We start from the raw sequence: 12,218 nt of genomic DNA, 5'->3' as shown, positions 1-12,218 counted from the left end.
CATTAATATCATTTTACTTTATATTGGCAAATAATCAATTTAAGAACGGATCAATTCTAAAAATTAATCACTTTTAATACAATTATATAACTGATAATTAACATTATGTTTATACTGTATTTACATATACGGTTAAAATTACGCCATGCCTCATAAAAAACCTGCCGTAACCGAATTTTTCCTCTGTTTTAATAAATCAGACACATGGATAACGTCTGCCAAAAGATATCGGAAGATAAAGGGGCGAAAATGTAAGTTTTCGCCCCTTTATGCAATTAACAGACAAATCAACAACTGTAGCGTTCAGCGGATTACTATGCCGTTTTAACGATAAAAATCCGAAGACAGCTGTTTCAGCTGAGGCTTTCTACCAAACCTGCCTCCGGTCTGATCATACAGTATTGACTGAACAGCCTCCTCCTTCAGTTCAAGAAGCTCCGCTATTCTAAGGATTCTGTCATATTCAGCCCTGCTTACTTCTCCATCCGCATAAGCCATCTTAATAAGAAGTGAAAGCAGCTCACGGTACTTAATCAGCTGATTCCCGTATTTTTTACGAAACAGCTGAATGTCCTGCCGAGGATTATATTTAGGGGAAGTTCCTCTGTGGAAGCGTTTAACGTATTCATCTTCCTTGTTTTGAGCAATCTTTTCCTGCATATCCTCGATCATACTGATAAAAAGATCGTATTCCTCGTTGGAGACATTACGATCGGCGGAGGCCACATAGCCCATGAGCGTCAGTGCAAAGGTTTCAACAGTGCCGTACTCAAGCTCGTAATCAGCTTTTTTCTTTTCTTCCTGAGTCATGTCGTTAATGCCGTAACGTACTCCGTACTGACCGTTGGTCCTCGTATTCAGAATACGGTTCAGTTCCTTATCATTAACTTCAACCCTTTCGCTCATTTCCCTAATGAACTTAAACTTATCAACGTGAATATTGTTATCAATAAAACTGAGGGCAACAAGCATGTCTATGAACTTAAGTCTCTGTTCATGATCCTCAGAGGTCTTCATGACATACATGTTGATGTCATTCTGCAGGTTATAATTATTGCCGAGACCTTCATAAAAACGTTGCACGTAGATGGCAGACTTACTTTTGTTACCGCTGGCAACAATGCTGTTCAGTTGCTTTACACAGTCTGAATCCACGCCGCCTCCGAGAGCCACCATATATCCAGCTATTCTGTAGCTGAGATTATCAGGTTCGTTTTCATACACCATGTGCAGATACCTGCTGTCACGCTCATCTCCGGATATCTGATTTTCGTATCGCCACATTCTGTCATGAAAATCTTCTTTTATCTGCCTCAGATCTGCCCTTGCGCCTTCAACGCCATATGTCATAATCATATACAGATGAGCAAGCCCGATGGAAATCGGAATAATGAGAATAAAAAAGAGGAACAGGTAATGGCTTATGAAAAATGCCGATACGACGATAACACTCGAAAGCAGTGAAACTACCACAGACATAAATGTTCTTATCACCTGATTATCGTAAATATATCTGAAAATAGACAGGGAGAACATCCAGAGTCGTACCAGCGGGAGCCAGAACATCTGATGAAAAACGGTATTTTTTTTGGAAGATTTACGATTCATCTTACATCCTAAACCGGGAATCTGAACAAAATAAAATCTCAGTCACTTTATAGATTTTATCATTATCACAAGGGAAATTACATGTTTATCGGAAATCTGCAATCGTAAATTGTACACTGCCGGCAATCTGGCATACATGAAAAACCAAAGGGCCGGCATTTAGCCGGCCCTTTGCACTAAGACTGTTAACGCAGACTTGACAGTTTTATCTGTTCAGCCTGAGCTTTTGCTTCAGCGGCCTTCTTTCTGGCCTCGTCAGCCTTCTTCTTTGCTTCAGCCGCCCTTCTCTTGGCTTCATCAGCCTTCGCCTTGGCCTCTTCGGCCTCAGCCTTTATGCGTTCAAGCCTTTGCTGTTCCTCTTTAAGTTTTGCGGCGACTTCCTCACGTTCCTGCTGTCTCATTGTTCTTTCAATGTCAGGAACATTCTCATCGTCAGCATAGCTGCCGGAAGTAAAGTCAACGTCAGGACTCTGTGTGACGGCATCTGCTTCGTTATTCTCTTCCGGTGCAGCGGCTTCATCAGCTGAATCGGCCTTCAGATTATCATCGTGAAGAGGCTTGTCAAAACTGAAGAAGGAATCATTTCTTGATCTTTCAGCATCTGATTCGGCTGAAGAAACACTTTCTGCCGCAGATGTTCTTCCATCAGTTCTGCCCTTGGTCAACATGGCCACAAGATTGGTGAAGATTACATCCTTGTCACGAAGATTTCCGGAAATACGGGACTTGTTACCGGAAATATAGAATTCACCGTAAGTATCACCGTTCTTAAGAAGAATGGTGTTTCTTGGAGAAAGCTGCTGATAGATGATAATCTCATTTTCATCAGCCACGAAAGGATTCACTCTCATTGAGCTTGACTGGTAGCTGTCGAGTTCAAGATACTCAATCATTTCACCGATTGAAATGGTTGAAACGTCGTTCTCATACTTTCTTGGTCTCTGATGCTTATCAATGAAAATCAGAGGCACTCTGGTAATACCAAGCTGTCCGTAAAGATCATACTCTCTCTTTGACAGTGTCACCGGAGCGCGGTGATTACCAACGATTACAAGAATACCATCCCTGAAATAGTTCATCTTTTCAAGTTCAGCCACGAATTCACCGATTGCCTCATCTGTAAATTTTGTTACCGTAGCGAAATCATATTCAACCTTCGTTGGATCAAGACGCTTTTCGACAGGAACAACGTAAGGAGCAGCACCTGATGAAGTCAGGATTTCAACAAAGAACTTATCCTTGCTGTACTTGTTGTTTGACCAGAAACGAATGTTCTTGGCGGCTTCCTGAAGCAGAACCTTGTCATCCAGGGCGCCGTGATCATAACGAGGAGCCGTGTCCGGATAGTTCGGATGCATATAGTCAAACAGATGTTCAAAGCCTGCCTTATCGAACTGGGTTCTTTCGGCCTCGGTTGGCTTTGATGAGTACATTACGATAGTCTTGTAACCGGCCTTTCTGAAATCACGGGCGATGGTTGATCTGTAAAGACGGGGATCGGCAACGTTTGAACCGTTGTGCAGGAAAGGACGCATGGTAAGGAACGCATAGTTTGCCACGTCTGAATCATACCCGGATGAATATGAGTTTTTGAACCAGATATTGTTTGAGGCGATACGGTCAAGATTCGGAGTCAGATCGAGCTTTTCCTCATAAAGCTTGCTGGAGAAGCTTGAAAGAGATTCAACAACGAGAACAACAACGTTGTTCTTGTGACCGAGACCCTTGCGCTGGGTGATGATTTCATTGGTAGATGATGCGCTCAGACGGCTGAAATCAAGATTTTCGATACCTCTGTTCACGTCCACCATGTTATAGAACTTGTTGTTGAACACACTGTCCGTTCCGATGTTTACGAAATATACACCGACAGACAGGGCTATGAATACAATAAATGAGAAGAACTTCAGCCAGCCGAATTTCAGTCTGTTGTTGGTGAAAATGAACACCAGCATGCAGATAACTGTGGTAGCGACGGCACAGGTGAGAACACCCTGACCGGTAGACATGTAGTGGTTAATAGCATTAGGTACTTCACGAAGATTCTGGTAGCCGAAAGTATCAATGCCGATTCTGGAGAAAATCAGACGATCAGACTTTTCGGTATTCATGATGTAGTCGAGGAACATCAGAAAACCGGATACGACCGCAACTGAAGAAAGGGTAATCTTAAGGAATCGGTGCTGAACAAAGATTGCAGTGGCAAACAGCAGCACGATGGCAACGTCAAACGGGAAGTCCTGCTTAACGATGTGCAGATACCCCATGAACTCACTGCGGTATACAATGCCCACATTATTACGGAACACGCAGTAACGGACGAGCATCATCAGAACAAGGAGAAGCAGTGAGAAGCAGGCATACTTATGATTGATAATCATGCGGAAGAAGAAGCATACGAATCTTGCAACCATTACGCCGCTGATTATCAGCATGAGATTTGAATTGTGGAAAACGTAGGCTCTCATAATCTCATTGAGGGCAAAAAGACATACAAATTCCACTATGGCAAGGAAAATAATGAATGATACGTAGTCAGGGATACGGACGCGACGGTAATTATGTTCAAACGAAGCCAGAACAATCTGCCATACCAGAGAGCACAGACATACGAGGCCGGCGAAGAAGAACAGCTGCCATTTGTTGAACGTATCGACAGAGGTATATTCAATAAAGTTGCCTGAAAGAAGATAAGGCTTCTCGTGAACCGCATCGAAATCATTCTTCTTTACATTGAAGCACAGATCTTCAGTACCTGCATCAAGAGGAGTAAGGCCATTATAGGTAAAGCGTTCGGTGATGAGTTCATGAGTACCGCTTCTGCCTGAAATGGTAAAATTCTTGAAACATATCTCAGTATCATGTGAATCATCAATTTCAAACTTTATCTGTTCGAGACGATTGGTATTCTTAAGAGGGATTACGACCTTTTCGAAATCATCGGTGCTGGAAATGAGATACGGAGAACTGAACCTCTCGTTGAACTCCGTTCTGCCGTCACCCAGTGAATATACTCTGGTGTCAGTGGAATACTTTGCCCTAACCTCATATGAAAACTCAACCGGATCGGTAAATCCCAGACCAAGCAGATTCATTACCACGGTAAGGACTGCAGATATCAAACAAATAACAATCGTACGCAGGAACGCCATAATTCAAAATCCATTTATCATATATGATCAGTACACCGAAGCGCATCCTATATCGTCACGCACGTGTATGTAATCAGCCAACGTTGATACTTTCTTATTATCATCTGTTGTCAGACCGTATTCCCGAGGCATCCCGACGGTTCATCGTGTTCCGCAACAAACCCGGAGTCCAGGGTAAAAGGAAGAAAAGCCTCCCATCATCACGTAAAACCGGAGCTGCAGCCCCGGCATTCCCCGATCTCCCTCTGTCTGTAACGGACACACTCCGCATCCCTGACGGACATGCATCTCTTTTTATTATTGGAGACGGACACTGGAATCAGTCATATCCAACATTTTCCGCGAAAATGTATTTTTCTGTCCGGTCACATCATTGAAACTGCGACAGATACAAGCTTTCAGCAGGAAAAACGAATTAATTCAGTATCTAATTTATCAGAATTTTTCAGATAATAAACGACAAGTGAGTAAAACTGTCATTTTAAGACGACACGATCATGTTTTTTTGAACTGTTTGGCGAGTTTTTAATCTTTTATTTACACTTATTTAACATTTTCTTTTCCATAATTTACAAAGACTGTAATTTTTTTAAACAAGTAGGTCTCATGCTTCATAACGTTTTACAAAACCGATTTTTCTCATGCCGGAAACTTTATTGGACCTAAGCAGAATCAGTTGAGGCAGAGCATCTCCGGGGTGATGTTAAACGCCCCTTCAGACAAACCGGAAATCGGTGGCAGACAGTTTAAAAATGTCGGTTTCATTCAGATTCCGTAAGTATTTTGCGGCAAATAGGCGGCTTCTGATTGATATAAGGACATTTACCACATAAAATACCTCTGTCTTATGGTAAACATTATCTTTTAAAACATTGTTTACCTGCACAGGAAAATTTAAACAAATACTCACCGAGGTTACAATGAGCGGCCCAAAAACAAGGCGTGTACAGCTAACCGCAGAACAGATTGAGGAAATGCGCAGAAGACGCGAACGGGAGCTTTTGCGTGAAAGAAGAATCATTGAGTTCGGCAGAAAACGCAATGACTTTCTGGAGAATTTGCAGAATTCCCCTTCCGTCAGTAAAATAATGGCCGAGTTACGGAAAAATGCTGAACGCTCCGGCTCATTTACCGTACTTACGGAAAAAGATGTCAGTGAAAGAATCTGCGCCATCAGAAAAGACATCGAAAGTCTGCATCTGAAAATGACTGCGGACGATACTGAAGTTATGCGCGCATATGACTCATTCAGGTCACTTAAAGAAAAACATTACCGTATTCTGGCGGAAATCAGTGAGGAAAAAGAACGCCTTGACAGAGAATACCGTGAAAAGCTCCGCAGGCTTAACGAACTGAAACAGACCGTTTCCAGTCTCAGCGAGGAAATCGGCAGCATACTGCGTGAAAATGAAACACAGCTGCACATGCTTCAGGAAAAAATCAGCCAGTATGACATCAAATCCCCGGAAGCATATACAGGTCTGCACAAGAAGCATGAAAAGAGCAGTTCGGAGTTCAGCGAACTGCTTTCCAAAGCCGGAGCCGCAGGCGATAACGAGAACGAACTCAGACAAGCAGTTGACGGACTTCAGGCTGTCAGAGCAGCCGTCTCCACTTTTTCCCTTTCCTGTGCGGAAACCAGGGATCTCATAGTATCGAATTACGTAAACAGACTGTCTGATGATATTTCCACCCTGTTGCAGAAAATCAGGGAACGTGAGGAAGAAGAACAGGAGAAGGTACGGGCAGAAGCAGCAAGAAAAGCTGCAGAAGCCGAGAAAAAGCGTGCGGAAAAAACCGCTGAACTTCAGAAGCTTTATGATACCGCCAGACGAAAGTTCGCAGAGACTGTCTCCTCACGTAACGTTCCGGAAAAACAGGCGGAAAAGCTGAATAATCTTCAGGAGCTGTGGGCTGAGGCCACTGAGGCTCACGCAGGTGATCCGGATTATCTCAGAAGCTTCTTCTCAATAAGCATTGAACCAAAAATCAAAAGAATCAGTGCCGATATTGCAGAATGGAACAGTCTTCTTAATGAATATAACGACAGACTCCTTACCTATGAAACTCTGTGTCAGCAGTTAGGAGCCGTTCCTGCCAGATTCGCACTCACCGAATCAAGTCTCGTTCACATGGATTCAGCCATTGCCGACCTCAGGGAGGCTATCGATTTGCGTGAGCAGGAACTCTACATCAGAAAGAGCATTGACGAAATCATGCAGGAAATGGGACATGAGGTTCTCGGTTACGGAAAATCCGACTATTCCGGAGCAGATCACAGAGCCCTGTACCGTTTTGCCGACAATACCGCAATTGGCGTAACAATTGATGAAGACAATAACGTCTGCATGGAACTCGGCGGACTTGACACCACTGACAGAGAACCTGACGAAAGAGAAGCCATGATGCTCGAAGAGGACATGAAAAACTTCTGCAGTGACTATCGCATGATAAAGGAAAAACTCAAGGCCCGAGGCATTGAACTGCTCGAGGGACATGAACTTCCTCCATCCGCAGAATACAGTCAGATTCTTAACCTCACTGACTACGATATCGACGAACGTACAATGGAAGAAATAATGACCTCCGGCCGCCACACTGCGTCGCAGGAGGAAAAAAAGCATCTTACCATTGACAAATAACCTGCAAAATAATTACGAATAACGTATCAACGGCGTAAAAAAATGGCAAAAGTAAAAATATGTCCCCACTGTCATACGGAAAACCCTACTTCGGCAGCAGAATGCTCAGAATGCGGCTGTGACATCATGGACGTTAAATCAACCGTAAGACAGGAATCGGTCACAGGTGACACCGAAAGTCACAGAATACCTGAAGCAGAAAACGAAAAGTTCCCGGCTTCTGAGGCTCAGGCAGACGGTAATGAAGTACCGGAGGCCCCGGCTTCATCAGTTGCCGCCATCGGGAACACCTCTTCTGATAACGGCTCCGCGGCATCGGATGACGGCATGGAGTACGTAAAAATATGTCCGAAATGCGGGCACCGCAACAGAGGTGTCGCCAGAATATGCGTGCACTGTAAGGAAGCAATTAAAACCGTAAAGCCGGAATTTCTGCCGAAAGAAGCTCTGACAAACACGGTTTCCGACGGAAGGACACAAAACCGTGAGGCCGGGGCTCAGCTGAATACGCCAAGACATGTGGCCAGACTTAAGGACGCCGAAGACCGGACAATCCTTGAAATCACTGACGACACCCCGACACTGGTGATTGGCCGCGAGCATACACTTTCAGGTTATCTAAGGAACTGCCATTATACCAGCCGCAGACATGCGGAAATTACCGTAGTCGGCAGCCGTATTGCGATAAGGGATCTTGACAGTTCCAACGGCACCATGGTTAACGACGGCAGGATCGAGGCAGGCCGACAGCGTCTTCTGGAATCCGGTGACAGGGTTTCACTCGGAGGTCGCTGGAACACCGACGGTGCCGGTTCATTTACCGTAGAGTATGACCGATGAATGTCGCCAGACTTCTTTATCCCGTAAAGGTTCTGGGCCCCGGAAACCGTATGGGCATCTGGTTCGCCGGCTGCACACACGGCTGTCACGGCTGCAGCAATCCCGAACTGTGGAAGAGAAAGCCTGAATACGAAACTGGCTGTGACACGATCATGAAAATGATTAAGAGCGTGGCCGTGACCGGGAAAATTGACGGTTTTACGCTGACGGGAGGCGAACCCTTCCAGCAGCAGGAGGCTCTTCGGGAACTGCTCCCGCATCTTGCGGACATTTCCGACGACATACTTGTCTATACGGGATTTGAATATGATGAGGATTTCAGGAGAGAGAACGCTGACATTCTGAGTTACGTCACCGTGCTCATTGACGGCAGGTACATACGTGAACGCAACCGTAACTGCTTTCTCAGGGGCTCAGACAATCAGAGAATCACCATTCTTCAGGACAGACACCGGGAACGGTATCTCAAATACATTAGGGAAGGACATAATCAGGTTCAGAATTTCAGAACCGGAAACGGTTTCATATCTGTAGGCATTCACGGTGCCGACTATGAAACAGAGCTTAAAAAACGTCTTTTGGAAAAGGGACTTACAGGACAGGACAATGGACAATCTTGAAAAACTGCCCAGGTGGCATAATGAACTCAGTATCTTTAACAGAATCAAGCCTCAGATAATCATTGAAGGCAACATAATGGACAGGTACGTATATCCTGAGGACAATGACTATCAGGATAAGGGTGCCATCGTAAACCTCCGTGACTATCTTTACGCATTCTTTAAGAATCTGGGATACAGACACGTGGTTTTCTACGACCACATCACGGGATTCTATAATGACTGTGCTACCGACAATCCTAACGCCGTCAGTGAATTTGCCGAACTTGTCAGTGCCGATGCTGAAAACGGCAGAATTCCCGCCCTCTTCAGCGGCAGAGGCGCCAGAGCCACTCAGTACATCGATTTGGCACTGGGTCAGCAGGCTGAGCCGACTGCAGTCATCATGGACTTTGCATCCAGATACATTGTGGCTCCGAATCAGATACAGCCTGAAGACGTTGAAAGCTTTACAAGACTGCAGAAAGCTGTAATGAACAGCCGTGAAGTCGTTACCGAAAACGGAACCCATCTGCGAAACACCGTGGTGCTTCTAACCCAGAAGGTCAATGACCTCCCTGCCTGGTTTTATCTGGACAATCCCCTCAGCAAGACCATAAGAATAACACCTCCTACAAGGGAAGAACGTTTCAATTTCATTGATACGCAGTTCAGATCCTTCTTTGACAGGGATATCTATCAGTCAGACATCGTCAGATATCAGGATGAATCCGGTCTGGAGGAGCTGAAAAAAATAAAGGAAAAGTTCACCGGCATTACCGAAGGAATCACGTATACCACACTCAACGATCTGCGCATTCTCTGCAAAAACAGAAAATTCCGCATAAGTGAGCTCAACAGGGTCGTGGATCTCTACCGTTACGGCGTAAAGGATAATCCGTGGGAGAATCTTCATTACGAAGACTTCGATAAAGCGGAAGATGAATTCAGAAAAAGGGTTCAGGGACAGGATTATGCCATTGCCAGAACTCTTGACGTGGTTAAACGTGCGGTTACCGGCATGAACGGTCTGCAGCACTCATCCCACACAAAGCCAAAGGGAGTTCTGTTCTTTGCCGGTCCTACCGGTACAGGTAAAACGGAAACTGCCAAGACCCTTTCACAGAAAATATTCGGAGATGAGAGCCGCTGCATAAGATTTGACATGAGCGAATTCAGCCAGTCTCACAGTGATCAGAGACTTCTGGGTGCCCCTCCGGGATACGTGGGATATGAGACAGGCGGTCAGCTTACCAATGCCGTGAAAAACAATCCTTTCTCAATTCTTCTCTTTGATGAAATTGAAAAGGCTCATCCATCCGTGCTCGACAAATTCCTGCAGATACTTGAAGACGGCAGAATGACGGACGGTCAGGGAAATACCGTGTATTTCTCCGAATGCATCATAATCTTCACCAGTAATCTGGGAATATACGTTGAGAATGAAAACCATGAAAGGATACAGAACGTAAAACCGGATGAAAGCTATGAAGTAATACGGACCAAGGTAATCTCCGCCATAGAAAACTTCTTCAAGTTCAAACTCAACAGACCGGAAATACTCAACCGTATCGGTGAAAACATTGTGGTGTTTGACTTCATCAGACCGGAAACCGCAAACAGAATAACGGATTCCCTGCTTAATAAGATTAAGCGCGAACTGCTCGAAACAAAGAACATCACCATAACCTTCAGTGATGAGGCTGTACGCACCATTAATACAGCGGCTGCCGGAAACCTTGAGAACGGCGGTCGAGGCATCGGCAACATCATTGAGGAATACCTTATCAATCCGCTGTCCAGATACATGTTTGACAACAGAATACGCAAGGATGAAACAATCCGCGTAAACGGAGTCATCTGCAGCAGTAACCGGATAAGTCTGGACTGTACCCTGCAGAAGGAGGCTGATTCATGATAGTAACCTGCATTTCAGTTACGGGTAATCACGAGCACTGTGAAGACTGTACCCTGGTTGCAGGCAATGGTGCGGATCCTGTTGTAATTCATGAAAACAGCTCAGAGATGAACGCGGCGTTTCCCGCACTGCTTGCCGTTGCCGACGGTGTCGGCGGGCTGCCGGGCGGACGCAGGGCTTCCGAATTCGTGCTGAATGAGCTTTCATCACGAAGACCTCCCGAAGCCCACGAAGCATGGGAAGGAATCATCAGGGATATCAACGCAAAGCTCATTACGCATGCCGAAACCGCAGATGAAGGCAGGTACGCCGCAATGGCAACAACCTTAAGCCTTGCACACCTAACGGAAAACTCCCTCATATACGCACACACCGGAAACACCCGCATTCAGATTCTTAACGGCATTTACCTGAGACGGGTAACCGACGACCAGACCATATACCAGTGGCTTCTTGATACGGGAAACGTTGAAGCGGCCGAAAAGGCACCGAAAAACGAAATCTACAGCTGCATGGGCGCGGGGAATGCCTCAAACCTCAAGAGAATCCAGACGGGAACAATCCCCATTACCGACAGCCTGAAAGCCGTTATCTTCACGAGTGACGGCATTCATGAGTATACCGACACTGATTTTCTTGAAGACACACTGAACCGCACCGATATCTCAACCATGAAAAAGGCGGAACTAATCATTGAAGAAGCCCTCAGAAACGGCTCGGAAGATGACATGACGATAATGATCGCCGAATTCTAAATACAGGACAGGCACCGACGGGCAGGAACGTTTATGAACGGAATGTCCGTCATGCAGACTCACGAGTGTAATCCTGCAGATTGCTGCAAATCCGGAAAAACACATGTAAACAGAATAAAAAACATCAATTCAATCATGTTGTTTTTTACGTTAAAAAAGGCATTAACCTGCCGGTGTCATTACTTAATAAAACACATTTTAAAGACACCTGAGGATTCTGGTCAGCCGGTGTATATGGATAAAATTCAAACCTCAGTTCCCCGTTAACCGGACATATGTTTACGTATTAGAATCAGGTAAAAATGACAGTGGGAGAGTACTGCGACGTGAAACATGAGAATTTCCATACCGCCGTTCAGGCCGGAAATTTTGCAGAGAATAACGGAAATCACCACCCAAAAATCAGATGACGGATGCGTAAAACGGCAGAAGTGCATGGAAAAACCATTCGGTTCCCATTTTAAGTATCAGATTAATTATGATTTTTAACTTCGTTTTGTATTATATTAATTCAGATTAATTGTATGACCAAATCCATTAATATAAATTAATCACCGTTTTAACATTATAAAACCATATAAATTAATCTTATATCATAAAAAAAAATGGGTCAATCACTTTTTTTATGTGATTGCAAAAAATAAAAATTATTTATGCATTGAATAAAAAAGGATCTTCCTTTATGTTTGAGTTGCATCCTGCAA

At 44.6% G+C, this 12,218-nt stretch carries 7 protein-coding genes; 5 read left to right on the top strand and 2 right to left on the bottom strand.

What is annotated here, in order from left to right; all coding sequences use genetic code 11:
• Nucleotides 1-324: 324 nt before the first annotated feature.
• The gene (locus tag QZU58_RS07285; protein ID WP_294495868.1) at nucleotides 325-1,608 is read right to left on the bottom strand and encodes a TerB family tellurite resistance protein; all 1,284 of its coding nucleotides are present in this window, start codon (nucleotides 1,606-1,608) and stop codon (nucleotides 325-327) included.
• A gap of 185 nt (nucleotides 1,609-1,793) precedes the next feature.
• Nucleotides 1,794-4,760 (bottom strand): sulfatase-like hydrolase/transferase, encoded by a 2,967-nt coding sequence (locus tag QZU58_RS07280; RefSeq protein WP_294495867.1) that lies wholly within the window; start codon nucleotides 4,758-4,760, stop codon nucleotides 1,794-1,796.
• A gap of 920 nt (nucleotides 4,761-5,680) precedes the next feature.
• On the opposite strand from QZU58_RS07280, the gene QZU58_RS07275 reads away from it, so the two are divergent.
• The 5 genes from QZU58_RS07275 to QZU58_RS07255 are packed head-to-tail and all read left to right on the top strand — an operon-like array spanning nucleotide 5,681 to nucleotide 11,514.
• Complete coding sequence (locus QZU58_RS07275; RefSeq protein ID WP_294495866.1) at nucleotides 5,681-7,402, top strand: hypothetical protein; 1,722 nt, start codon at nucleotides 5,681-5,683, stop codon at nucleotides 7,400-7,402.
• A 42-nt stretch (nucleotides 7,403-7,444) separates the two neighbouring features.
• Nucleotides 7,445-8,242, top strand: coding sequence for an FHA domain-containing protein (locus tag QZU58_RS07270; RefSeq protein WP_294495865.1), 798 nt, complete (start codon nucleotides 7,445-7,447; stop codon nucleotides 8,240-8,242).
• Nucleotides 8,239-8,862 (top strand): 4Fe-4S single cluster domain-containing protein, encoded by a 624-nt coding sequence (locus QZU58_RS07265; protein ID WP_294495864.1) that lies wholly within the window; start codon nucleotides 8,239-8,241, stop codon nucleotides 8,860-8,862. Before QZU58_RS07270 ends, QZU58_RS07265 begins: the two co-directional genes overlap by 4 nt.
• A complete protein-coding gene (locus QZU58_RS07260; RefSeq protein WP_294495863.1) occupies nucleotides 8,849-10,759 on the top strand; it encodes an AAA family ATPase in 1,911 nt (636 codons plus the stop codon). Before QZU58_RS07265 ends, QZU58_RS07260 begins: the two co-directional genes overlap by 14 nt.
• Complete coding sequence (locus QZU58_RS07255; RefSeq protein ID WP_294495862.1) at nucleotides 10,756-11,514, top strand: protein phosphatase 2C domain-containing protein; 759 nt, start codon at nucleotides 10,756-10,758, stop codon at nucleotides 11,512-11,514. Before QZU58_RS07260 ends, QZU58_RS07255 begins: the two co-directional genes overlap by 4 nt.
• Nucleotides 11,515-12,218 lie beyond the last annotated feature (704 nt).

The organism is uncultured Ruminobacter sp., from assembly GCA_902764345.1.
Classification (GTDB): Bacteria; Pseudomonadota; Gammaproteobacteria; order Enterobacterales; family Succinivibrionaceae; genus Ruminobacter.
This window is presented reverse-complemented; position numbering and strand designations above follow the sequence as displayed.

Excerpts from the sequence above, each read along its gene's own strand:
- QZU58_RS07270 (WP_294495865.1), top strand. The coding sequence starts at position 7,445 with ATGGCAAAAGTAAAAATATGTCCCCACTGTCATACGGAAAACCCTACT.
- QZU58_RS07275 (WP_294495866.1), top strand. The coding sequence starts at position 5,681 with ATGAGCGGCCCAAAAACAAGGCGTGTACAGCTAACCGCAGAACAGATT.
- QZU58_RS07265 (WP_294495864.1), top strand. The coding sequence starts at position 8,239 with ATGAATGTCGCCAGACTTCTTTATCCCGTAAAGGTTCTGGGCCCCGGA.
- QZU58_RS07255 (WP_294495862.1), top strand. The coding sequence starts at position 10,756 with ATGATAGTAACCTGCATTTCAGTTACGGGTAATCACGAGCACTGTGAA.
- QZU58_RS07280 (WP_294495867.1), bottom strand. The coding sequence starts at position 4,760 with ATGGCGTTCCTGCGTACGATTGTTATTTGTTTGATATCTGCAGTCCTT.
- QZU58_RS07260 (WP_294495863.1), top strand. The coding sequence starts at position 8,849 with ATGGACAATCTTGAAAAACTGCCCAGGTGGCATAATGAACTCAGTATC.
- QZU58_RS07285 (WP_294495868.1), bottom strand. The coding sequence starts at position 1,608 with ATGAATCGTAAATCTTCCAAAAAAAATACCGTTTTTCATCAGATGTTC.